The organism is Candidatus Zixiibacteriota bacterium (assembly GCA_040752595.1).
In the GTDB taxonomy this organism is placed as follows: domain Bacteria; phylum Zixibacteria; class MSB-5A5; order WJJR01; family WJJR01; genus JACQFV01.
The window spans coordinates 12721-36425 of sequence record JBFMGX010000017.1 but is presented as its reverse complement, the minus strand read 5'-3'; the positions used below and the strand labels follow the sequence as shown (position 1 = coordinate 36425).

Annotated in this window: 24 protein-coding genes; 8 read left to right on the top strand and 16 right to left on the bottom strand. The window is 61.6% G+C overall.

The window, feature by feature from the left end:
* Positions 1–116: 116 nt before the first annotated feature.
* Positions 117–257: a hypothetical protein gene (locus tag AB1792_06205; GenBank protein ID MEW5701804.1), complete on the bottom strand. Its 141-nt coding sequence runs from the start codon at positions 255–257 to the stop codon at positions 117–119.
* A gap of 415 nt (positions 258–672) precedes the next feature.
* On the opposite strand from AB1792_06205, the gene AB1792_06200 reads away from it, so the two are divergent.
* Both AB1792_06200 and chrA read left to right on the top strand, forming a co-directional pair.
* Positions 673–1344 carry a hypothetical protein gene (locus AB1792_06200; protein MEW5701803.1) on the top strand — a complete coding sequence of 224 codons (672 nt, stop codon included), beginning with the start codon at positions 673–675 and terminating at the stop codon, positions 1342–1344.
* Entirely contained in the window at positions 1311–2585 is a 1275-nt protein-coding gene (chrA, locus tag AB1792_06195) for a chromate efflux transporter (GenBank protein MEW5701802.1), read from the top strand. The genes AB1792_06200 and chrA overlap by 34 nt, the downstream gene beginning before the upstream one ends.
* 310 nt (positions 2586–2895) lie before the next feature.
* Here chrA and AB1792_06190 read toward each other — a convergent pair whose 3' ends face one another.
* The 6 genes from AB1792_06190 to AB1792_06165 form a co-directional block, all read right to left on the bottom strand.
* On the bottom strand, positions 2896–3567 hold the full coding sequence (locus AB1792_06190; protein MEW5701801.1) for a hypothetical protein: 672 nt from the start codon (positions 3565–3567) through the stop codon (positions 2896–2898).
* 9 nt (positions 3568–3576) lie between these two features.
* The gene (locus tag AB1792_06185; protein MEW5701800.1) at positions 3577–3942 is read right to left on the bottom strand and encodes a response regulator; all 366 of its coding nucleotides are present in this window, start codon (positions 3940–3942) and stop codon (positions 3577–3579) included.
* Between the two features lie 15 nt (positions 3943–3957).
* Positions 3958–4620, bottom strand: coding sequence for an ATP-binding protein (locus AB1792_06180; protein MEW5701799.1), 663 nt, complete (start codon positions 4618–4620; stop codon positions 3958–3960).
* Positions 4621–4698: 78 nt separating this feature from the next.
* Positions 4699–5547: a cache domain-containing protein gene (locus AB1792_06175; GenBank protein MEW5701798.1), complete on the bottom strand. Its 849-nt coding sequence runs from the start codon at positions 5545–5547 to the stop codon at positions 4699–4701.
* A gap of 139 nt (positions 5548–5686) precedes the next feature.
* Complete coding sequence (locus tag AB1792_06170; protein MEW5701797.1) at positions 5687–6424, bottom strand: response regulator; 738 nt, start codon at positions 6422–6424, stop codon at positions 5687–5689.
* Positions 6388–6921, bottom strand: a complete 534-nt coding sequence (locus AB1792_06165) for a cytidylate kinase family protein (protein MEW5701796.1) — start codon at positions 6919–6921, stop codon at positions 6388–6390. The genes AB1792_06170 and AB1792_06165 overlap by 37 nt, the downstream gene beginning before the upstream one ends.
* A 353-nt stretch (positions 6922–7274) precedes the next feature.
* Here AB1792_06165 and AB1792_06160 point away from each other — a divergent pair, with 353 nt between their 5' ends.
* Positions 7275–7790 (top strand): hypothetical protein, encoded by a 516-nt coding sequence (locus tag AB1792_06160; protein ID MEW5701795.1) that lies wholly within the window; start codon positions 7275–7277, stop codon positions 7788–7790.
* Positions 7791–7892: 102 nt separating this feature from the next.
* Here the strand turns inward: AB1792_06160 and AB1792_06155 are convergent, their stop codons facing one another.
* The 9 genes from AB1792_06155 to AB1792_06115 all read right to left on the bottom strand — a co-directional run bounded on the left by AB1792_06155 (position 7893) and on the right by AB1792_06115 (position 16652).
* Positions 7893–8297, bottom strand: coding sequence for a response regulator (locus tag AB1792_06155; GenBank protein ID MEW5701794.1), 405 nt, complete (start codon positions 8295–8297; stop codon positions 7893–7895).
* On the bottom strand, positions 8288–9901 hold the full coding sequence (locus tag AB1792_06150) for a (Fe-S)-binding protein (protein ID MEW5701793.1): 1614 nt from the start codon (positions 9899–9901) through the stop codon (positions 8288–8290). Before AB1792_06150 ends, AB1792_06155 begins: the two co-directional genes overlap by 10 nt.
* Positions 9894–10826: a respiratory nitrate reductase subunit gamma gene (locus AB1792_06145; GenBank protein ID MEW5701792.1), complete on the bottom strand. Its 933-nt coding sequence runs from the start codon at positions 10824–10826 to the stop codon at positions 9894–9896. Before AB1792_06145 ends, AB1792_06150 begins: the two co-directional genes overlap by 8 nt.
* A 49-nt stretch (positions 10827–10875) precedes the next feature.
* Positions 10876–12327, bottom strand: coding sequence for a PAS domain-containing sensor histidine kinase (locus tag AB1792_06140; protein ID MEW5701791.1), 1452 nt, complete (start codon positions 12325–12327; stop codon positions 10876–10878).
* A 17-nt stretch (positions 12328–12344) separates the two neighbouring features.
* Positions 12345–14087 carry a response regulator gene (locus AB1792_06135; protein ID MEW5701790.1) on the bottom strand — a complete coding sequence of 581 codons (1743 nt, stop codon included), beginning with the start codon at positions 14085–14087 and terminating at the stop codon, positions 12345–12347.
* A 44-nt stretch (positions 14088–14131) separates the two neighbouring features.
* Entirely contained in the window at positions 14132–14815 is a 684-nt protein-coding gene (locus tag AB1792_06130) for a hypothetical protein (GenBank protein ID MEW5701789.1), read from the bottom strand.
* Positions 14812–15384 carry a macro domain-containing protein gene (locus AB1792_06125; GenBank protein ID MEW5701788.1) on the bottom strand — a complete coding sequence of 191 codons (573 nt, stop codon included), beginning with the start codon at positions 15382–15384 and terminating at the stop codon, positions 14812–14814. Before AB1792_06125 ends, AB1792_06130 begins: the two co-directional genes overlap by 4 nt.
* A gap of 156 nt (positions 15385–15540) precedes the next feature.
* On the bottom strand, positions 15541–16377 hold the full coding sequence (locus AB1792_06120) for a YkgJ family cysteine cluster protein (GenBank protein MEW5701787.1): 837 nt from the start codon (positions 16375–16377) through the stop codon (positions 15541–15543).
* 11 nt (positions 16378–16388) lie between these two features.
* Entirely contained in the window at positions 16389–16652 is a 264-nt protein-coding gene (locus AB1792_06115; protein MEW5701786.1) for an ogr/Delta-like zinc finger family protein, read from the bottom strand.
* A gap of 865 nt (positions 16653–17517) precedes the next feature.
* Between AB1792_06115 and sat the strand changes: the two genes are divergently transcribed.
* The 5 genes from sat (at position 17518) to dsrB (ending at position 23697) form a co-directional block, all read left to right on the top strand.
* Positions 17518–18744: a sulfate adenylyltransferase gene (gene sat, locus AB1792_06110; protein MEW5701785.1), complete on the top strand. Its 1227-nt coding sequence runs from the start codon at positions 17518–17520 to the stop codon at positions 18742–18744.
* 61 nt (positions 18745–18805) lie between these two features.
* Complete coding sequence (aprB, locus tag AB1792_06105) at positions 18806–19246, top strand: adenylyl-sulfate reductase subunit beta (protein MEW5701784.1); 441 nt, start codon at positions 18806–18808, stop codon at positions 19244–19246.
* An 18-nt stretch (positions 19247–19264) separates the two neighbouring features.
* On the top strand, positions 19265–21136 hold the full coding sequence (aprA, locus tag AB1792_06100) for an adenylyl-sulfate reductase subunit alpha (protein MEW5701783.1): 1872 nt from the start codon (positions 19265–19267) through the stop codon (positions 21134–21136).
* 222 nt (positions 21137–21358) lie between these two features.
* A complete protein-coding gene (gene dsrA / locus AB1792_06095) occupies positions 21359–22573 on the top strand; it encodes a dissimilatory-type sulfite reductase subunit alpha (protein ID MEW5701782.1) in 1215 nt (404 codons plus the stop codon).
* A 41-nt stretch (positions 22574–22614) separates the two neighbouring features.
* Positions 22615–23697 carry a dissimilatory-type sulfite reductase subunit beta gene (dsrB, locus tag AB1792_06090; protein MEW5701781.1) on the top strand — a complete coding sequence of 361 codons (1083 nt, stop codon included), beginning with the start codon at positions 22615–22617 and terminating at the stop codon, positions 23695–23697.
* The last annotated feature ends 8 nt before the right edge of the window (positions 23698–23705 follow it).

The window sequence follows — 23705 nt, the reverse complement described above, 5'->3', positions numbered from 1 at the left end:
GTGTTGAAAAAGCCACCGTTTCCGTGGCGCCGGGTGCCCACACCCGGCGCAAGTGGCTGTGCATCAACGGTCGGGTGTGGGCACCCGACCGCACATGTGCGGAATTGGGAGGTTTTTCAACAAGCCCCTTCCAACGGTACTTTGTGGTTGAGCGCCTCCGGCACGTCCAGACCTTCCCCGCCTCCCAGCGCCCGCCCGGGAAGCAGCGCGAGCGCCAGTGCCGTCAGGAATCGGAAGCCTCTCACGAATCGTCTCATCGTCACTCCATCGGAGGCCGACCCGGCAAGATAGACGCCGTTCTTCCCTCGGACAATCGCTTTGTCACGCGTTTCACAAGCACATTGCTAATGTTTGTCACATGTGCCGCCGTCCGCGACGAGCGCAGTTACAATGGGGTCATAGTCACGACCGGATTCCTGCCATCTTATTGAGGATTGCCAAATGATGAAACAAGAACCCGTCAGGAGCACAGGGCTCCTGACCTACGGACGCGGTTCTCCCGGCCGGCAAACACGTACGCCATGTCGGCATGGTCGTCTCGCCGCCTGATTGTGATTCACCCGGCATGGACATCTCTTGACACGCCGCGCCGGAGAGTTTTCGTACATTTGTTGGACCGGGATGTCGGGGTGGACGCCCGGACGGTATTGCCGTAGCCAGAGGAGCCTCACCATGACGGTCCGAAACGGTGTCCTGAAGGCTATCGAGTCCGCCGGTCACTGGGTTCGGGCGTTTGTGGGCCGCGACAAGAAGTGGGAATGCCCCGGTCGTGATCAAAACGGCCGCCCGTTCCCATGTGGTCGCAAGAGCCAGCGCGTTGTCCGGAACATCCCCGACACCGGCTTACTCGAGCTCCAGTGGGAACGAGTGGAGACCTCGCCCACCGCCTATGAGTTGAGAGCGGCCGGGGAGGTGGTTGCGTTTCTGTGCGGAGAGGTCGATCTCGCCTCGATCTGTTGCGTCCGTACAGCGAGTGGCGACTGGGGGATTGCTTTCGAGCGTGAGGGTCCCAGGGCGAACCATGTGGTGGCACGGACCGCCGAAACCGGCACCGAGGCCGCTTGGCTTGTGAAGAGACCACTCAGGGGTTGCCTGCTCAGTCTCTCTGATGACCGTGATTACCATTGGACAATGGTGCGATGGGTCCCTCCCCTGTGGTCGCTCACTTCGGCCGACGGGAGCTCCCTTTTGACGCTGTCGGCCGATGTGCTTTCGACCCGGGAACGAGGTTCGGTGGCGCTGGCGCCCGAGGCGATCGATCTTCCTGATGTCTCTTTGCTCAGCGTGCTGGCGCTGTACATCTTCCTTTTGTGCACTCATCGTTCGGCCGAGTGGGCGACCTGAGCGCTACGAATCTCAGACAGCGAGTCAGATCCCCCTGGCACTTCGTACGCGGCGATGATCACCAGGAACAGGCAGAGACTTTGGTAACGCTTCGCGAGCTTGCACGCACATTCTTCTTCCTCGGCCTGACTTCATACGGGGGACCGGCCATCGTGGCGCAGATTCGTCAGACCATTCTGCGCAAGGGCTGGCTGACAGACAGTGATCTGCAGGATTCTCTGGCCTTCTGCCAGATGTTGCCGGGGCCGGTGGCGGTTCAATTTGGCGAGCACATCGGCTGGCGTCTGCGCGGCGGTCGGGGCGCGGTTGTGGCCCTGGTATTCTACATGCTGCCGACGTTCATTCTCATGCTGGTCCTGTCGGCGGTGTACTTTCGGATCGGGGAGGTCCCGCTGGTGGTCGCCGTCTTGAAGGGCTTGCGGGCGGCGACAGTCGGGATCATCGTCAATGCCATTATCTCCATGAGTCGTCCGGCGATCTCGCACTGGCGCGCCATTCCCATCGCGTTGGCGAGCGCGGCGGGATTCCTGCTGCACGTGAACGTCATCCTCGTGTTGGCTGGAGCGGGGGTGGCAGGGGCCTTGTTGTTGCCCCGGGGTCGGGTCGGAGCACAGACATCGGTCAACGGCGCGGCGCCCGCCGTGCGGTACCGGCGCGTGGTGCTTTGGGCCGTCGTCGTCGTCGTGGCCTTCGTCATGCTGATTGTGCTGTCAGGGAAGTTGGGACCGTCCTATCCGTCCCTCGGGACGGCCATGACCAAGGTCAATCTGTTGGCCTTCGGGGGCGGCTATACGGCCATTGCCCTGATGTACGATCAGGTGGTTACCGCGTACAAGTGGCTGTCCCGGCCGGAGTTTCTGGATGGGTTGGCGCTTGGCCAGATCACGCCAGGGCCAGTCATCATCACGGCCACCTTCATCGGTTACAAGGTTGGGGGGGTGATCGGCGCTGTCTTCGCCACCGTCTGCGTCATTCTCCCGTCAGCGGTCCTGCTAGTCGTGCTCGCGCCGCAATTCGTGCGCCTGCGCCGGATCGACATCATGGGCCGTGTGGTCCGCGGTCTTTTGGCGGCCTTCATCGGCATGCTCCTCTTTGTGTTGTGGCAGGTGGCCTCGGTCGGCATGACCGAGCCCCTGACGTTGGTTCTCGCCATCGGATCAGTTATTGCACTGCGGTTTGTCTCCAACCCGATCTGGGTCGTGTTGGGCGCGATGGTGGTGACGCTGGTCTTCGGACGATGACCGTCATCGTCCATTCTGTCGACTCACCAAAGCCGTATCCCGGACCGTGCCGCCCGGCCCGCTGTGATTTTCGCGGGTCCCGTATCTCTCGGCAGGGTGTTCGGTATTACTATGTGCCTCTGAGAACAAGTCGCGGCAGCGCTCCTGCCGCAATAGGTGTCCACGGTGCTGAAGTGGTATCCGGTTTTCGTGTTGAAGATCAGGTGGCGGTCGGGCAGGATGGCAAATGAGGTTCTCCCCACATCTTGGGCCTCGGCGGGCGGCCCGTAGCATTTCCTTTGATGGCTCCGGGTCGCCGGCGGACGCCCGGCTACTCCCGGGGAATAGCCAGGATCAAATGGTGTCCGTCCGCCTCATCCCGGCGATGCGCGATCGTTCCGCCCAATTCCGTCGCGATCAGGGTCAACAGGGAGAGACGTGCATCGACTTCTTCGGAGGACGTGATCGATCGCGCCGTCACGATGACCTCCGCGTCGGCGTCATGCCCGCGTCCGGAGATGGCAATCGTGTCGCCGCGCTCGCCGGACAACAGAGCGGCGTCGATGCACAGGAACACGGCCTGCTGGAACAGGAATGGGTCGGTGCGCAGCGAGATCGCTTCGAAGTCCGACTGTGTTTGGAGAAGAATCTGTCGGCGGGCCGCGAAGCTCCGCGCCAACTGGGCTACGGCCTGCAGTTGACCGGCCAGGTCGACGGTCCGGGTCGGATCGTCGGCGCTGTGGGCGAAACGGTTCAGATGCCGGACGATCTCCGCTCCCCGCTGCACTTGGGCGGCCAAGCTGCCGGCGACCCGTTCGAGTTTTTCCGGCGGTATCCGACTTCCCTGTCGTCCGTCCTGGATGAAATCCTGCAGCAGACCGGACAACTCACCCACCGTCGACAACACGTTGTTCAGATCGTGTGAGACGGCGGCCGTGATCCGGCCGAAGAACGCCAGTCCCGATCTCCGCAGTTCCTGTTCCGGGCGGGGAGTGTCTTTCATCGTTGTGACTCACGCACCAACGGCTTTCTTCATTCTGTCTATTAGATCGTCAATGTTGATCGGCTTAATCAGGTAGTCACTGGCACCGTGTTCCAGGCCGGATTCGCTGTCTTGTTCCGAGCCCCGGCCGGTGAGCAGAATCACACGGGTCGCCGGGCGGATCTTCTTGACCTGTCGGAGGAGCTCCAGCCCGTCCATGCCGGGCATTCGCATGTCGGCCACGACGACGTCGAATTCGCGCTCCGTCAGCCGCCGCACCGCCTCGGCGCCGCTGGTCAGCGCCTCGGCTTCGATCCCCCGGATGCGCAGGCGCTCTTCGACCGTGGAGACGAACTCGGCCTCGTCATCAACCAAGAGTACGCGCAAAGCACCCATGTCGATTCACTCCAGTCAAGGCATCAGGATCGGCAGCGTCACCGTGAAACTCGTCCCGCGCCCCAGCTCGCTTCGGACGTCCAGCTGTCCCCCCAGCTTCTCGACGATCCCATACGTGATGGACAGCCCCAACCCGGTTCCATGTTCTTTCCTGGTGCTGAAGAACGGCTCGAAGATGTGGGGAAGAACGTCCGCCGGGATACCCGGACCGTTGTCGGACACGGTCACCGCCACGCGGCCGGACATGTTCGCCTCCAAGGCGATCGCGATCCGCCCTCCGACATCAACCGCCTCCAGCGCATTGGTGATGATGTTCAGGAAGACCTGCTGCAACTGCCCGGGGTCGCTCTCGATGGTGGGGATGTCAGATAGGGCGGTCACGGGGATCGTAATGCTGCGGTATTCGGCCTCACGGGCCAAGAAGCCGATGACCTCCGTGATCAGGGCCTTGAGGTCGACCGGCCTCCTTTGCACATCGATGCGCTTGGCGAACCCCAACAACTGACGGGTGATCTTGCTGCATCGCTCCACGGAATAGAGAATGGCGTCGACGTGCTTCAGAAACTTGTTCCAATCGGGCTGGGACTGGTCCGCCGAGAGGATGTCCTTCAACAGACCGGCCTTCTCGGCGATGATCGCCAGGGGGTTGTTGATCTCATGGGCGACGCCGGCCCCCAACCGACCCAGGGACGCCAGCTTGCTGGAGTATTCGAGTTGGTGGACGGCCGCGGCCTGGCGTCGGTCCGACTCTTGCAGCTACGCCACCATGTACGACGACGTGCCGACCACGAGCAGTAGAATCAGGACGATGCTGGTGGCCAGAAACCCGAGCAATTCGTTTCGCATCGCTCCCCACCCCTGCCGGAGCGCGTCGGGCTTCTTCAGCATGACGAAGATGAAGGGAGACGATTCAATATAGGCGTAACCCAAGATGTAGGGATTCCCGCCCTCGTCCCGTTCCTCGCTGACTTTCGCCCCTTCGGTATAGTCGGGTACCCGGAGGTAGGACTCCAGCACGTGAAACCCGGATCCGGAGCTGGTCTGCAGGACGCCGTTGTGGTTGATCAGGAACGCGTCGCTGGATGGGCCGAGGTCGAGGGCGGCAATCTGACGCTCCAAAATCTTGAGGTCCAGTGTGGCCCGCAGCACGTAGAAGCCGCCATCCCGGTCTTCGTGCCGCACGGCGATGACAAAGTGAGGGAAGGCGCGGTAACCCAGGAACACGTCACTGACGTAGACGTCCCGGAGACGGACCTCCCGGAACCAATTCTCGTGGGCATAGTTGACGCCGCGCAGCTCGTAGGGACCGGCGTAGCTGCGCTGCACACCCGCCGAGCCGATCAGACCCAGATCGATGATGCCGCCGAAGGCCTCGCGCATATTGCGGAAGATCAGCGTCATCTGCTGTTGGTCCGCCAACTCGGCGAATGACCGATCCCGGACGATGAACTTCATCGCCGCGCGACGCTCCTCGAGGAAGAACTCGATCGATCGTTTCATCGAGGAGGTCAGCCGCTGCGCGGGCTGAATCAGTCCCTCGCGAAACGCCGCTTTGTACTGATTGTAGCTGACGGCGGTGATGATGCCGAGCGGCGCGATGGCCACGAAGGACGTGAGCAGGACCGTGTACCACCACAGCCGGCGGTAATGCCTGGCCGGTGCGCGTGCGCCCGAATCCTCCGGCGGCCGGACGGGGAGCCGGCGCCACCACCACCGGGGGCGCGGCCCCGTCGCGCCGCTGTGGTCAGGCGCCGGGACTCTCGCGGAGCTTTTGGTTTCGCTTGATTCTCTCGTAGGCGTCCCGAAGCACGTTGGTCAGATTTTGAATATCGACCGGCTTCTCGAGATAGGCGAACGCGCCCAGGCTCATCGCCAACTCACGGTCCTTCTCGCTGCCATGGCCGGTCAGGATGATGATCTCCACTTGCGGACGGGTCTGCTTGACGCGCCGGAGAACCTCGATCCCATCGATGCCCGGCATGCGCAGGTCGAGGATCATGACCTCCGGCTCCTCCTTGTCGATGACCGAGAGGGCCTGCTCGCCATCGAAGACCACCGCCGTCCCGATATCCCGCATCTGCAGCCGCTCGGACAAGGTCTGGACAAACTCCTTCTCGTCGTCGATCAGCAGGACCTTGGCGGGCAGGTCGAATTCCTGGTTGCTCATGACAAGACTCGCTCGGAGATCCGGTTGCTCTCGTACCTGAACACTCTTCACCCCCGCGACCCGGGCGCCGACCTTGCGGAACTGTTCGCGCAGATGATCCAGGCGCAGCACATACTTGTTGATGGCCACGGTGACGTCGCCGTCCCGGCTGGTCACCGCCACATCATGCCCCTCCTCCACCAGCGCCCTGTTGACGCGGGCCGCCAGGAGGAAGTCTTCCATCGCCTTCCGAGACGCCGGCGTCGACTGCACGATCGTGGCGCGGGCGTTGTCGCAGATCATATTGACGGCATCGACCACCGGGGTCGTGTGCATGGGATCTTGATGTCGTAGAGCCGTCTGTCCCACGGGCCCCGTTGGAAGAGAAAGGCCGTCCATTGGCTGCGCGCCAGATCCTCCTGCTGGATCCGGCGTTTAACCTTTCCCTTGGCCTGACCGGCGTCTCCGGCGGCCCGCGCGATGCGGAACTCCTGCCCGGCCACGAGGCACACCTTCAACACATGGGAGATGTAGCCGGGGAGAAGATGGCCGGCAAAACCCCGGTGGACGACGTTGTCGGCGAGCGCCAACTCGGCGATCGCTTCCCGCAAGTACGCGACCGCCCGCTCCTTCTCGCGGGTGAACCGGCTGAAGATCGAGAGCTGGCCGTGCATCGCCTGGCGCAGCTTTTCCTCCGGAAGATCACAGTGGCCGGCCGCCTGGGCGATCACCTCCTCGTCTGCGATCAGGCGATGGTCCAGGTTCCGTGCGACCCCGGCGGTCACCTCTTCGTCGAGGCAGTACGTTCCGCTGAAGATGCTCACGACGGGCATGATGTCCCCAGACTGTTTGTTCCCCCCGCATGAAAGCGGCAACGGCCCAAGAATCAAGTGCCTTCTGTATCCAGGGGGCGATTGTGACAGATGCGACGGAGGCAGCCGGGTGCCGGACAGCGTTGGCGTCTCACGTGGTCGGGAGGATCTTGCGGGCAACTCTCTGACGGACTACAAGGGACGGACATCGTCCGTCCGTACCTTGAGGGCGGATGGATGTTCTTGCTCATCCCACAGCACGTTATTGGTTTCACATGCCCCGTGTCCGAATCGTCCACGGTCTGTGGTGGCGCCGTCATCCCTGGGAAGCGCAACACTCTGAGACCAAGCCGCCCGCAACGAGGGAGCAGCCCATGATGCCAAGTTGTGCCAGTATCGACAGAATGAACCCACGGAAACCGCGGGACGTGCCGGCTGCGCTTCCGGTCTGGGTGGCGTGTCTTGTCGTCGCTTCGATGCCGGTTGCGTCACCGGGCCAAAACCCGGCGGTGGACACACTCCGGTCCCAACCGGTCTCGACGGCCGACAGCGTGAGCGCCGCCGAGGCACGGCGGTCAACGGTCGATGCGGATCTCCGCAATCTGAAGAAGATCACGCTGTCCGGGTTTGTGCAGGTTCGGTACGAGCACCATCAAGATGCCGCCAATGGTCCAAGCGCAGGCACTGGGTCCAGTGGCAAGAATCAGGCGAAGTTGCTGGATCGGTTCTATGTTCGCCGCGGCCGTCTGAAGGCCGCCTATCAGGCCAATCCCCACGCGCTCGGCGCCGTCTCTCTGGACGGTTCGGCATCGGGGGTCGTGCTCAAAGACGCCTTTGTAAGTCTGACGGAGCCATCAACCGGTCGCACGACCGCCAGGCATACCTCATAGCCTGTGGCGCCGGGTGTTCACACCCGGCGTGGCGGTCGGGTGTGGGCACCCGACCGTACACTTCAGGGGTTGTGAACCCGACTCGGAAGGCCGACCCAGTGGTCAGCCGATCGCCGTGCGCACGAGTTCAAGCAGCGACGTCTTGTCGATCGGTTTGTCGACAAAGGCCAACGGCTTCGGCATCGTGTGATGATCGCGGCTGAAGAGGTCTTTGTACTGGGTCACGCCGCTGCAGATGATCACCGGGATCTTCGACAGCATCGGGTCTTTGCACAGGCGGCGGTAGAACTTCACGCCGGTTTCGCGGGCCATGATGATGTCGAGCGTGATCAGGTCGGGCTGGAACTCCGCGACTTTGTCCCAGGCCTCATCGCCGTCGGCGACGGTCAGCGTCGTGTAACCGCTGTCCTGAAACAACGCCTCCAGATAGGTCCGCGGATCCGCTTCATCGTCAACGATCATGATCTTCTTGGACACGGCGCATTCCTCCCCGTCGATCAGTGCCAATCCCACTCCAGGAATGGGCGCTCGATCTCCGGCATCGCATTCACGACCAGCTCGACCAGACCACCGTACAGGATATTGCAGCGCTCGAACAGACCATAGGCGGCGAACATGTCGCGGATGGCGCCCTTGCAGTTGGAGCAGGGGGCGCAGACATACTTCTTGTGCTCCGGACCGATGATGTCCTGGAACACGTTCAGGATCTGGCGCAGCTTGGCCCGACCCGAGACGATCTCGCGGAAATCCGGGAAGTTCAGATCCTGCGTGATGGCAAAGCCGCTGCCGCCGCCGCAGCAGTAGTTGTCGACGCCGTGCGGCGTCATCTCCCGGAAGTGATTGCTGACCGCGCGGAGGACCTCGCGCTGCGGCTCCACCACGCCCATGAGCCGCACGAGATTACAGGGGTCGTGCAGCGTGGTGGTGATGTCGTCGTTGCGCGAGGGATCCACTTTGATCCGCCCGCTGGTGATGATGTCGCGCAGGAGCGTCATGGAGCTCTCGCGGGGAATGTTCAGGTCGCCGGCCAGGACGCGGTCGGCGATGACGGTCAGCGCCTTGTGGGCGTGGCCGCATTCGCCGATGACGACCTTTTTGACGCCCAGTTTGCGCGCGGTCTCCATGTGCTTGAGCGCCACCTTGGCCAGTTGAACATCATCGTACCACACGCCGTAGTTGACGCCGTCGTAGGCCACGATATCGCTGGAGAGAGTGTAGCTGATGCCGGCGGCCTCGAGAATGATGGCAAACGCCTCGGGATTCTCCGGCCAGGCCAGATATTCTCCGGCGTTGTGAATCAGAAGGATGTCGGCGCCGGCCTTGTCCATCGGCCATTTGAACGACAGGCCGGTGCGCTCTTTCACTTCGTCTTCCATGAACTCGACGTTGTCGAGAAAGGCGGCGGGCGTCATCCCGGTCGAAGACCCGGCCTCGAGTTGCAGGACCGATCCCTTCGTGTGCAGGGCTTCGACCGCGACGCCCATTTCCTGGCTGAAGATCTTGCGCAGCTCGTGGGTGACAAGACCGTTGTCGACACCGATGGGGCAGGACTGGGCGCAACGGCGGCAGAGCGTGCACCGGTAGGATAACTCCATCAGGCGGGCGACCATGGTCCACGTCACGTCGATGTCGTTGCCGGAAACCACCGCGAAGAACTTCCCGCCCGCCTTGACGTACTTCTTGTAGAGGCGGCGCACGATGTCGGAGCGGAACGTCGGCCGATAGATGTCCATCTTACCCGATTCCGCATAGATGGGGCAGGCCGTGGCGCACGTCTGGCAGCGGGCGCAGTACTCCATGGTCAAGAAGAGCGCCTGCTGGAAGGTCCAGTTGTTCTCTCTCTCAAAGAGCTTCTTGAGGCCGGCGAGGAATTGCTCCACCAGCCGGCGTTTTTCCTCCTCGGACTGGGGGCGGGGGAATTTGAAGGCGCTGATGCCGTCCAAGTCGCATTCCAACTGCCGCTGTCGCTCTTCCGAGAGGGGTTTGATCTCCGGCTCCGTGTCCCACTTGTCATAGGGAGGGGGCAAAGGGAGAAACTGCCTGCGATCCAGTTCCACAAGCTGTCCCGGTTTGTGGGAGAAGTCCTTCAAGGTTGTCCGCCTTTTACTCATGGTTCTTGACCTCCCCGGTCGTCATCGCGGCGTCGGCCCAAGTGCTCCCTGTCTTTATATGCGGCGCGGACCAAGTGATCTTGTATCCCAAGGCCGCCTGAACGGCCTGCTCGATCCGCGTACCCCGGATGTTCGGCTCGTCCTCCCAGCGGACTTTGTGATAGGTGAAGTACTTGCCGACCATGTGGGTCATGTGGGTGAACGGGAAGTAGAAGAGCAACCCCGCCATCAGCCACAGGTGCGTCGCCGTTGCCGCCGGAAGTCCCGTCACCGGCTGGAAGGTGATCAGGGACCGCACAAACCCGCGCATGATTGCGTAGGACGGGTCGACGGTGATCCATGACACAAGTCCGGTTGCAAACACGGCCAGGAGGGCCAGCAGGTTGACGTAGTCGCTGAGGATCGTGGCCACGCGCAGCTCGCGGTTGAGCAAGCGACTGAACAACAGGCCGAGGACGCCGACGACGCTCAAAATCCAACCGGCCGCGCCCAGAATCCGCGTGAGATGCTGCACCAGGACGGCGAAGCCGTTGGCCGAGTCGGCCGACACCACGATCCCGGCGGCGCCCATAATGGCACCGATGACCAGCAGAGCCATCAGACCGATCAGGCAGTACATCCCGATGTGGAAGGGGAAGGAAAACACCCACAGCGGGCGGTTGTGCTTGTACACCGAATGTATGAAGACGATCTCCTTGGCCATTTCCCGGAGTTCACTGATCAAGGACCGTACTCTCGGTTTGGTCCACCAGTCGACCTCCTCGAAGTAGGAGCCGCCGTATGCACTCTTGCCCTTTTCGTGCGGTATCGGATAGAGGTCCCACCGTAGGTGGACCGGCATCCGCGCGATTCTGACCATCTTGGCGATCAGGAGCACCGGAAAGACGGCGATGGACAGGTAGCTGATCACTTGCAGTCCGCTCATTCAAACCTCCGACTCAGTTGCGTGCGGGAAGACGACCGTCCGGGAATACTCACTTCGGCGGCCCCAATCCGTCATCTGACCGGGTCCCTGGCGCGTCGGTCTGTGGTCGCAGGCGCGGCAGGGCAACAGTCAGGCAGCTCCCCTGGCCTTCCTCTGAGGTCAGCGTGACCTTGCCGCCGTGCGCTTGGGCGATCTTGTTGGCGATGAACAGGCCGAGGCCTGTCCCGCCGGCGCCTTTGGATGAGAAGAACAAACTGAATGCCTTCTCGCGTGTTTCCCGGTCCATGCCGATGCCGTTGTCCGTGACCGTGAACCGGACGGTTTCCGGATCTTCCTCCAGACCGATGGCGACATGATGCTCCGGCTTCTTCTTGTCGATGCGGCAGGCATCGAAGGCGTTCTCGATCAGGTTGACCAGCAGGGAACGGATCATCTGTGGATCCCCCTGGAATTCACCGGTGGCAGAGCCGTCGGCGACAAGTTCGATCTGCGACTCCCCGGCGCGTTCGTGCATCGACTGGATCACATCGCGCAGGACGTCCCGGCCCGACACCGTTTCCCAGTACGGCTCGCGGTCTTTCGCATAATAGAGGATGTCCATCACCAGAGAGCGGATGCGGTGAAGATTGCGCTGCGTCATGTCCCAGCCGCGGTCCACGCGCTCACGGTCGTTCTTCTTCAGGCCGGAGTTGATCAGGTAGATGCCGCCGTCCAGACTGTTCAGCAGTCCCTTGATCCCATGGGAGACTGTGCTGATCAAAAGCCCGACCGAGGTCAGTTTGTCCTGAAGCTGCCGGATGGCCGTGATGTCCGAGCTCATCTCGATGACGTGCTCGATGTCACCGTCGGCATTGCGCAACGGCGAGGTGACCACAAGGACATTGATCTTGGTGTTGTCCTGCGACGTGACCACCTCCTCGTGGCTGCGCACCCGACCGTCGGCAAAGGTCTCCTGCACGGGACAGGGCGTGCAGGCCTTGGCACGATGCTTGTAGACTTCGTAGCACTTGCGCCCATAGCCGGTGCCGAAGGCCTCCCGGTGCATGCGGTTGGCGGCGACGATATTGAGGTCCTTGTCCTGGATTGAGATATAACAGGGAACTTCCTCAAAGAGGAGGCGGTGCCGTTCCTGGCTCTCGCGCAGGTGTCTGTGGAGGAGCTTGATATCGGTGATGTCGGTCGACATCTCCATGACGGAGACGATCTCTCCGGACTCATTCCGGATCGGCGTCGAGTAGACAATGACCCAGACCTCATCGCCGTGGATCGTCCGGACCAGTTCCTCGCTGCGGTGAGATTCGCCGTCGCGGAACGTCCGCTCGACGGGACAACCCTCGCATTTCTCCGGCCGCTGTTTGTACACTTGATAGCAATAGCGCCCCTCGAAATCACCGAAGTTGCGGCGGAAGCGGTCGTTGGCATCGATGACGCGGAGATTTCGGTCCTGCACGGTCAGAAAACAGGGCATGGAATCGAAGTAACGCCGGTAGGCATCCGTCATCGAATGACCTCCTTCCATCATCCCTTCTCCGTCGTGACCTCCAGAATCTTCTTGACGTTGAGCAGAAGCGCTTCGTCGCTGACGGGCTTGTCCACATACCCTTCGGGCGGCGGGACGGGACGCTCATAGATCAACCGGCGCAACTCCGGCTTGCCGGTGATGATGCAGACTCTGATCGACCGCAAGTCATGGTCATGGCGCATGAACTCGAAGACCTCGTCACCGGAGCGCCCCGGCATGTTGATATCGAGGGTGATCAGATCGGGCTTCTCGCGGCGGGCCAGGTCGATCGTCTCATCACCATCGTACGCCTCGAAGACGGTGGCGCCGTTGTCCTGCAGGACAGTGGAGACGAAGGCGGCGAAATCGGGTTCATCATCGGCCACGAGGATTCGGTAGCCGGCCAGCGGCGCCGCTTCGGCGACCGGCGGCGCCACGACGACCTCCACCTTCCGCGGCTCGATGACCAAAGCGTTGGCGACCAGATTGACCAACTGTGTCACCTGTATCCCGAGTTTGTAATGCCGGATCAGGTCGGTCAGGCCGTCGACGCAGTTGTGGCATGAGGTGACGACGATCTCCGCCCCGGTTGACTTCAGTTGGTCGGCCTTGATTTTGGCCGACTTCAGGCGGCGCGGCGTGTATTCCGACATGGACATTGCCCCGCCGCCGCCGGTGCAGCAGTAGTTCTCGGCGCGGTTGGGATACATCTCGCGGAAATCCGTGCAGACCAACTGCAACAACTCGCGCGGCTCCTCGAACAGCCCGCAACTGCGGGCGTTGTTGCAGGAGTCATGGAAGGTCACCGGCGTCTGATTGCGGGACTTGTCGACCGTGATCCGCCCTTCTCTAATGTAGCGGAGCATCGTGATCACGGAGCTCTCCATCTCAAATGCCTTGATGTCACGCGCCGCCCAGTTGGGACCCTCGCATCGCGTCGAGCGATAACCGTGGCCGCATTCGGAGATGACCAGCATGCGGCCGCGCAGCGCCTCGACTTTCTCATAGAGTCGGCGAGCGACAGCGCCGCCCAGCTCGTCGTCGCCGGAGAACAGGCCGAAGTTGGTCATGTCCCAGCCCTCCGACGGCATCGTCCAGCGCTCGGCAGCGGCGTAGAAGATCTTGGCCGCATCGGAAATCGTGCGCGGGTCGTACTTGACCTCGCGGGGGTTGATGGAATAGACGACGTCGCAGTCCGGCACGTCGATCGGGATCGTGGCCCGCGGATCGTCCAACTCCGCCTGCAGCTCCTCGGCGAGCCATTCGAGCGTCTCGATATACTCCTCTTTGAGGACGCCCATCTGGTTGCCGATCTCCCATTGGTCCTTGCTGACGACGGCGACGCCTTCGGGCATCACGCCGACCGAGACGAGCAGACCACGGGCCATGCGGTTGAATACCGCGAAATCCACGCCCATGGGGCAGTTGATGGAGCAGCGGCGGCAATTGGTGCATTTGCCGAAGACGACGTCCTTGAGCTCCTCCAGGTCCTCATCGGTGTAGACGCTCCGGGCATGGACCCACCAGGGAAAGAGGCGCCCGGTCCAATCGAAATGCCGTTTGAAAATGCGCCGGATGCGGTCGGCCTTGTAGGCGGGCGCATAGGTCGGATCGTCGGGGTTGGCCAGGACATAATGGCAGGCCTTCGTGCAGTTGCCGCAATGCACACAGGCCACCAGGGAACTGACGATCTGCCGGCTGAGCTTCTTTTCGAAGCGCTCCAGCACCTTCTGGGCCTTGTGGGATCGGGTCGTTGTCATACGGGTGTCCATCTCGTGCTCCATCCGGCGGAAGGTTCGTCCGTCTATTCGTGCCCGGCCGGCACGTGTCTGATCGGGTAGACACCGCGGTATCCCAGGGTCTTCCCGAGGTAATAGCGGGCGAACGGATAGTACAGGTAGTGTGAGATCTTGCTGAACGGCACGTACACGAGGAAGAAGGCGGTCATGTAGAAGTACGTCAACAGGATGCCCTCGCCGGAGGTTGGATCATTGGCCACCGCCAACGCGGCGAAGAAGAACCACACGGTCAGAAGGACGAGCGAGAAATAGTCGTCGGGGCTGCTGATGGCCCGTATGTACTTGTCGCCGACCCTCCGGATGATGCGCAGCAGGCCGACGAGACACGCCGCGCCGATGGCAATCTGAAACGCCGGCGTCACACCCGGCCAATCCAGCAGAGACGGATTGTAGGGAATGACGAACGACAGTAGGATGGCGGCGACCACGCCCAGGTGGAAGATCACGAACTGGGCATAGAGAAGGGGTTTGGTGCGCGTGCTTTCCATTGCCCAGGGCATCGCGATATTGGCCCAGGAATAGAGAACGCCTTTGGCCGGAGTGGTTCCCGGCAGGCCCGTCTTCGGTTGTCGTTCCCGGCCGGCCTTGTGGCGGAGAAGCCAAATCAGACGCGTGGTGTAGACCAGGGCCATGAACAGCAGTGCCCCCTCCTGCAAACGGTGTTCGGCGAAGTGCAGTGCGTCGCTCATCCTGTGACTCCCGTTGCTTGGTTCAACTCCGACATCCGACGCCGAAAGACCTCGTGTTCCCGGTTGTCACCCAGACAGATGATGACGTCCCCGATTCCGGTCGTCCCCGCAAGGTAGTCCCGGATCGTCGAGAACATGACACGGGCGCTGACGTCGAGCGGCACGCCGTAAAATCCCGCGCCCATGGCGGGAAAGGCGACGGTCCTGATCCCGCTTTCATCGGCTTTCTTGAGGCAGTTGAGAACGGTCATCTCGAGCTTCGCCTCCAGGTCCTCCTCCTGGAAGCGGGGTCCGACCGCGTGAATGATCCGGCCGGCCTTCATGCCGCCGGCGGCCGTAACGACCGCCTCCGTTGTTTTTATCGGAGCCAATTTCTCCAGTTCCTCTTGAATCGTCGGGCCGCCGCGCACGCTGATCGCGGTGCCGATCCCCGACCCCAGAACCAGATCATGCCGTGCATAGTAGACGAACGCGTCAATCTCCATGTCCGCGATGTCGCCCACCGTCAGCCGCAGCGTGTGCGCCCCGATCGTCAATTCGTCTGCCAATTCCCCACCTCTTGCTGCCATGTGTCCCCGACTGAATCACCGCACATCAACATCGCCGGGTCGGTCATGTGACATTATTCACGAGAAGACGCCTGGGCATGCGGCTTTCGCTTCCCGGGACTGTGTCGGATTCCATCGCCGCGACGCCGGTCGATCCCGGCCGACCACGACCGGTTCCTACGGGGCGCCGGGAAGCTTCTGTCGCATCTGCAGTTCCTTCTTCTTCTCCTCCAGAACCTCGCTTCGGATGGTCATGGTTGGTTCGCCGAACAGGGCAAACCGGAGCCAGCGGTATCCGAACTTCAACAATTCGACGTCGTCTTGGCGGATGCGGTCTTGCGTGTCATCGTCCACGCAAAACTTGTCGAGGAAGCTGGTCTTGAACACGAACGCGCGGAACTCGTCGATGTTGTAGCAGACCAGGAAGAACATCTCGATCTTCTGCGGGGTCAGGTTGTCGCCGTTTTCGAAGAACGGATGGAGAGCCAACTCCTTGAACTGCTCGCCCATGTCGTTGTACTGGGGAATGCCCTGATCCGCCAGCCATTCGCTCACCGTCTGCCGTCGTGCCTCGCGGAATCCCTCGCACACCGCCTCCTTGAGGAGGAAGTAGAAGTCTCCCGGCGGTTGTTTGTCGGACGCCTTCGGGGATGCCAAGCCGAGCGGGTACATGCGGCAGGACCAGGGGCGATCCTCATACACCCGACAGCCGTCCGGCCCGACGAAGGGACAACTCTTCGTTTCATCCGCATTCATTTGCAGCATCAACACCGGGTATTTCAGGTTGCGATCGAACGGCATCGCCGTGTATCTGTCCAACAGCTCTTGGGACGAGATCCCCAATGCCCGTTTCAATCGTATGACGTCATACGGTGTCAGAAAGATGTTCACATCGGCGCAGCACCGGTTGAAACAGGGTACGCCGGGATGGCAGGCGAATGTGAACGCGTCCTGGGCCGACAGCCGGGGATAGTCCTTTAGGATCTCTTCTTTGAACCGTTCGAGCTCCTGCATGCCGATTCCTCTCAGTCGACGATTCGTCCCCTGTGGGCGGCGGGAGACCACACCGGAAGCGGTCCCTGTTCGCCGGTCCGGGGATCATACCGATGGCGGTACGACGCGTTCTGCTGGTAGTGTTCCTTCATCCACTCCCAGCCCTTCACATAGTAAGGGCAATCGTCATTGAAGCAGACGTAGTGGTAATCGGGGCCCCAGCCGGAGTCGTCCGGCGGCAGCCACTTCCGCATCGGCTGGCCGCAATGCGGACATCGCATCTCGTGGTCGGTCACATCCGTGCCCCGCGATCCCTATGCGCCGGACGTACCGGGCGGCCGGCGCCGCCGTGCCCGACACCCATCGGCGCCGACTCCCCGCTCGTCAGGATTCTGTGGCACCGGCTCTGCGCGCCGCTCATCCCGGATCGATTCTCCCCGGAATGGTGTGCTCTGAGTTTTTTCACCATCCCGCTACCCTCCGGAAGCAATATACGCATCGCGTCGCGGCTTGAGGAGTGGTTCCCCTCTTTACGGCCGACGCGAAAGACAAAAACTCTTGGGATTTTGATCGTGCGCGCGTATGCCGCAGATGCACCGGCGGCGGGGTTTGTTGTCATCTACGGGGGAGAGTGGACCGTCAACGCACAATGCGTTCCACGGGTGCACCGATGAAAATTGACAATTTCCGCACAATTTTCACAAGCACGCTTGACATACCATCGTTTGACTTGTAGGTTCGAAGCGGTCGGGTCGGTGGGGATCTCCAGTACTTCCGATTGCTCTCCGAGCCGCAGGGGGGTTCGACAAGGCGGATGGACTCGTTGCGCTAAGAGCTTGGCAGGCAATGTGGTATGTACAGATCCGCCGCCGGTCGAAACGTGTGGAGTGAGCCCGGGGCGCGGGCGGGTGGGCGGTCGACGTGGAGGACCTGTCGCGGGCCCGGTGCGAGGCGGAGGCTTGTGAAGAAAAGTGTTTCTGTTCTGTATGCTTGTGAATAAAGTCACGTATCAAAGTCCGCAATCGCCCGGCGCGGGTGGTCTGGAGTGGTCCGCAAAGGCGATCATGTCTGGAATGGCAAAATGCGCAAACAGCGTCTTGCGACGGGAGAGTCACTCGCCGACGAGACAATATGTAACCGAATCAGGAGGAGTTTGAGTCTATGGCCAAGTCGGAATTGATCTCTCCCCATGGGAGTGACACGCTGCGGATTCTGCTCTTGGAGGGTCGGGAGCGTGAAGAGGAATTGAAACGTGCCAAGACGCTTCCACGGATCGTCATGTCCACGCGCGAGACGGGCGATTTGATCTTCCTGGGCATCGGGGGGTTCACCCCGCTAACAGGATTCATGGGACAGGCCGATTGGAAGGGCGTCTGTGAATCGATGAAGATGGCGAACGGCATCTTCTGGCCGATTCCGATCACGCTGTCTCACGACGAGAAGGTGGCCGCGGGCACGGATATCTGTCTGGTGTCCGGTGAGACCGGCGAGATCATGGGCACAATGAAGGTCACCGAGTCATACAAGATCGACAAGGCGTTCGAGTGCCAGCATGTCTTCGCCACCACCGACAAGGAACACCCCGGTGTCGAGATGGTGATGGCGCAGAAGGAGTGGAACCTGGCCGGGCCGGTGAAGGTCCTCTCCGAGAGCTACTTCCCGGAGAAGTTCAAGGGGATCTACCAGCGTCCCGCCGAGAGTCGCAAGATCTTCGCGGAGAAGGGGTGGAAGACGATTGCGGCGTTGCAGTTGCGCAATCCGATGCACCGTTCGCACGAGTACCTGGCCAAGATCGCCATCGAGGTCTCCGACGGGCTCTACATCCACCAATTGGTGGGCCAGCTCAAGCCGGGCGACATCCCGGCGGACGTGCGGGTGCGTTGCATTGACAAGCTCGTCGAGTTGTACTTCGACAAGAGTCGCGTGGTGACCGGCGGCTATCCGCTCGACATGCGCTATGCCGGGCCACGGGAGGGTCTGCTCCATGCCCTGTTCCGTCAGAACTTCGGCTGCACGCATATGATCATCGGGCGCGATCACGCCGGGGTCGGCAGCTACTACGGTCCGTTCGACGCGCAGGAGATCTTCTTCAAGCTGTGGGACGGCGCCCTGTTGTGCGAGATGCTGCCGATCGACTGGACCTTCTGGTGTTACAAGTGCGGCGGGATGGCCTCGATGAAGACCTGTCCGCACGGCAAGGAGGATCGTTTGTTTCTCTCCGGGACCGCGTTGCGCAAGGCGCTCTCCGAGGGGGGCGAAGTTCCGGTCGAGTTCAGCCGTAAGGAGGTCCTGGAGATCCTGCGGCAGTACTATGCCGAGCTCGGTGACGAGGACAAAGTCGAGGTGAAGATGCACGCCCACGCCACCGGCGACGCAGCGAAGAAGTGACACATAACATTGATAGTCATAGGCGTACAAAACGAGTCAATCACCAGATCGGGAGGAATCCATGCCGAGTTACGTTATCCCCGACAAGTGCGATGGGTGCAAGGCACTGGACAAGACGGCGTGCCAGTACATCTGCCCCAACGACCTGATGGTCCTGGATAAGAAGAAGATGAAAGCCTATAACCAGGACCCGGCGATGTGCTGGGAGTGCATGTGCTGCGTGAAGATCTGTCCGGTGCAGGCGATGGAGGTGCGCGGCTACGCGGACTTCATCCCTCTCAATGCCCTGGTCACGCCGCTGCGTTCCTCGGACAGCATCCTGTGGACGATCAAGTTCCGGAACGGCACCCTGAAGCGGTTCAAGTTCCCCATCCGCACCACACCGGAAGGGACCGCTGTTCCCGACGGCGGCTATTCCACCGGAACGAATGATCTGAAGAGCCCGCTTTTGTTCACCGAACCGGAGTCGACCAAGTGCGCGGAACTCCCACGCGTGAAGTGAGAAAGGACTGATGAGGATATGGCGAACTTCGAAACCGTAGAAGTCACCACCGACGTGCTCATCTGTGGCGGTGGCATGGCGGCCTGTGGAGCGGCCGTCGAAGCGGCCTATTGGGCCAAGAAGAACAACCTGAAGGTCACCCTGGTGGACAAGGCGGCGGTCGACCGGTCCGGTGCGGTGGCCATGGGATTGTCGGCGATCAACCAGTATGTGGATGTCAACTCCGGCGCCAACACCGTGAAGGATTACGTGGAGTATGTCCGCAACGACCTGATGGGCATCACCCGCGAGGACCTGGTGGCCAACATCGCGCGCCACGTCGACTCCACCGTGCACCTGTTCGAAAAATGGGGGCTGCCGATCTGGAAGGACGCCGACGGCAAGTATGTCCACGAAGGCCGCTGGCAACTGATGATCAACGGCGAGTCGTACAAGATCGTCGTGGCCGAGGCGGCCAAAAACGCCATCGGCGCCGACAACATCTACGAGCGCGTGTTCATCACCGAGCCGTTGCTCGACGACAAGGGCAACTGCGTCGGCGCCGTGGGCTTCAGCGTCCGCGAGAACAAGTTCTATGTCTTCAAGGCCAAGGCCGTGGTCGTGGCCATGGGCGGCGCCGTCCACGTGTTCAAACCGCGTTCCAGCGGTGAAGGACTGGGCCGTTCGTGGTATCCGCCGTTCAACTCCGGCGCCAGCGCCTACTTCACCATCAAGGCCGGCGCGGAGATGACCTGCCAGGAAGTGCGTTTCATCCCGGTGCGTTTCAAGGATGCCTACGGTCCGGTCGGCGCCTGGTTCCTGCTGTTCAAGTCACGGGCCACCAACGCCCGCGATGAGGACTACATGCAGACCAACAAGGCCGAGCTGGAGAAGTGGAAACCGTATGGGATGGTGAAGCCGGTCCCGGCCAACCTGCGCAACTGGCTGATGATGCTCGACGTCCGTGACGGCAAAGGGCCGATCTACATGAGGACCGAAGAGGCCCTCAAGAAGATCTCCGACTCAGTGCCCGATGAGAAAGAGCGGAAGAAGAAGCTGAAAGAACTCGAATCCGAGGCGTGGGAAGACTTCCTCGACATGACGATCTCCCAGGCGCTTCTGTGGGCGGCGACGAACGTGTTCCCGGAGGAGCGGCCCTCCGAGATCGCGGCCTGCGAGCCCTACTTTATCGGTTCCCACTCGGGCGCTTCCGGTGCCTGGGTGAGCGGTCCGCAGGACATCGCGCCGTCGGAGTATTTCTGGGGCTACGAGAACATGTGCACGGTCAAGGGGCTGTTTGCGGCGGGTGACGCCTCGGGTGCATCCAGCCACAAGTTCTCCTCGGGGTCGCATGCGGAAGGTCGCATCGCCGCCAAGGCCGCGGTCCGCTACGCGGTCGAGAACGCGCAGCCCGGCGCCGTTGCCGCGGGCACGATCGACAAGCTGAAAGAGCGCATCCTGCGGCCGATCGATCTGTTCGAGAAGAACCAGAATGCCAGCACCGATCCGGACGTCAACCCGCAGTACATCCGTCCCAAGCAGTTCATGTTCCGTCTCCAGAAGATCATGGACGAGTACGCCGGCGGGGTGTCCACCAACTTCACCACCAGCGACAAGCTGTTGACCAAGGGTCTGGAGCTTTTGGCCTTCCTGAAGGAGGACTCAGAGAAGCTGGCGGCCAAGGACCTGCACGAGCTGTTGCGCTGCTGGGAGAACATCCACCGCATGTGGCAGGCGGAAGCGCACGTGCGCACGATCCTCTTCCGCGAGGAGACGCGCTGGCCGGGGTATTACTTCCGCTCCGACAAGCCCGCGCTCCGCGACGAGTGGAAGGTCTTCGCCAACTGCAAGTACGATCCGAAGACCGACCAGTGGAGCATGATGAAACGGGACATCAAACCGATCTATTGATCAGGGAGCCCGATGCGGGGGCCGGGCCGGTTGCGGCCCGGCCCCTGGCGACAGTCCGACTCTGAATGGCCATCTGGCGTGTATGAGTATCGATGTCCCGGTGCGGCGTGCCAGAGCCCGGTGCCGGGACCGCTGAGGGCGGATGTCGTTGTCCGTCCGGCGATTGGCATCATCGGTGTTTCCCGACAGGCCGACAATCAGCAGCAGTTCAAAGGAGATGCGATGGCGAGTGAATTCCCCAACACACCCATGCTGGATGAGTTGGAAAAGGGACAGTGGCCCAGCTTTGTCACCGAGATCAAGATGGCCGCGAAGCGGAGCCCGATGAGCCGCGACCTTCTCGGTCTTTTGGAACGATCCTACAGGGAACGAATCGGCCACTGGAAGCACGGCGGAATCGTCGGCGTGATGGGATACGGTGGCGGCGTCATCGGGCGTTACTCCGATCTGCCGGAAGAATTCCCGAACATCTCGCACTTCCACACCATGCGCATCAACCAGCCCGCCGGCTGGTTCTACACCAGCCAGGCGCTGCGGAGCATCTGCGACATCTGGGAGAAGCGGGGCTCGGGGCTGACCAATATGCACGGCTCGACGGGAGACATCATTCTGCTGGGGACCAAGACCGACGAGCTGGAGCCGGTCTTCTTGGAATTGCAGAAGATCGACTTCGATATCGGCGGTTCGGGATCCGACGTCCGGACTCCCAGTTGTTGCTGCGGCAAGGCCCGTTGCGAGTGGGCGTGCTACGACACGATGAACGCCTGCTACGACTTCACGATGACCTTTCAGGACGAGTTGCACCGACCCGCGTTCCCCTACAAGTTCAAGTTCAAATTCAGCGGTTGCCCGAATGACTGCGTCGCCTCGATCGCGCGCTCGGACATGTCGATCATCGGCATCTGGCGCGACAACATTCAGATCGATCAGAACGCGGTCCGCGAATACGCCCAGAAGGGGATGGACATTCGGGCGGACGTCGTCGAGAACTGTCCCGCCAAGTGCATGGATTGGGACGGCCAGAAACTGACGATCGACAACAGCTACTGCCGCAAGTGCATGCACTGCATCAATGCCATGCCCAAGGCGCTCGCGCCCGGCAAGGACCGTGGAGCCACCGTTCTGCTCGGATCGAAAGCGCCCATCGTGGAAGGCGCCCTGTTGTCTTCCGTGATCATCCCGTTCATCAAGATGGAACCCCCCTATCAGGAGATCAAAGATCTCGTCCAGAAGATCTGGGACATCTGGTGCGAGGAGGGCAAGAACCGGGAGAGAATCGGCGAGTTCGTCCAGCGGGTCGGCTTGGGCAATTTCCTGGAGGCCCTCGAAGTTGAGCCGGTCGCCGAGATGGTCGCTCACCCCCGCGAGAATCCATACGTCTTCTACGAGGAGTATTTCGAGGAGGACGACGCCGAAGGTGAAACAGAAAAAGGGTGACAACCCATAGGGAACCCACGCGCAGACTCGAGGTGCATACCATGGCTGAAGCGACCACGGAGAGGCGAACCGATTACGGGCCTCCTCATTATGAGCAGTTCTTGCCTCCGATCATCAAGGAGAACTACGGCAAGTGGAAATACCATGAAATCCTAAAGCCGGGTGTGATGGTGCACGTGTCGGAGACGGGCGCGCAGCTCTTCACGGTCCGGGCCGGGTCGAGCCGGCTTCTGAGCATCGACAAGATCCGCATGTACTGTGATCTGGCGGACAAGTACTGCGGCGGCTATCTGCGTTTCACCAGCCGCCACAACGTCGAGTTTCTCCTCACCGACCGGGCCCACATCGAGCCGTTGATCGCCGACCTGGCGAAGCTGGGCCACCCGGTCGGCGGCATCGGCAATTCGATTTCCAGCATCGTGCACACGCAGGGATGGGTCCACTGCCACTCGGCCGCCACCGACGCCTCGGGAGTGGTCAAGGCGGTCATGGACGAATTGATCGGCCATTTCACGCACACGGATCTCCCCGGCAAGCTGCGGATCGCCCTGGCCTGCTGCCTGAACATGTGTGGGGCGGTGCATTGTTCGGATATCGCCATTCTCGGCATTCACCGTCGGCCGCCGCGCGTCGACCATTCCCGGCTGAAAAAGACCTGCGAGATTCCCAACGTCAGCGCGTCCTGTCCGACGGCGGCCATCCGGCCGACGGTCATCGACGGTTTGGAGACGGTTGAGGTGATCGAGGAGCGCTGCATGTTCTGCGCCAACTGCTACACGGTCTGCCCGGCGATGCCGTTGAACAATCCGCTGAATGACGGCGTCTCCATCTGGGTGGGCGGGAAGGTGTCCAACGCCCGGCATGAGCCGATGTTCTCGAAGCTGGCGATCCCTTATCTGCCGAACACCCCGCCGCGCTGGCCGGAAGTGACCGAGGCGGTGCGCAACCTGGTGGAGCTCTGGGCCAAGAACGCCCGCAAATACGAACGCATGGGCGAATGGATCGAGCGCATTGGCTGGCCGAAGTTCTTCCGGATGGCGGGCATCGAGTTCCGCAAGGAGCATATCGATGACTTCAAGCACGCCGGACTGACGTTCAAACGCTCGACGCATCTGACTTTTTAGGAGGTCTT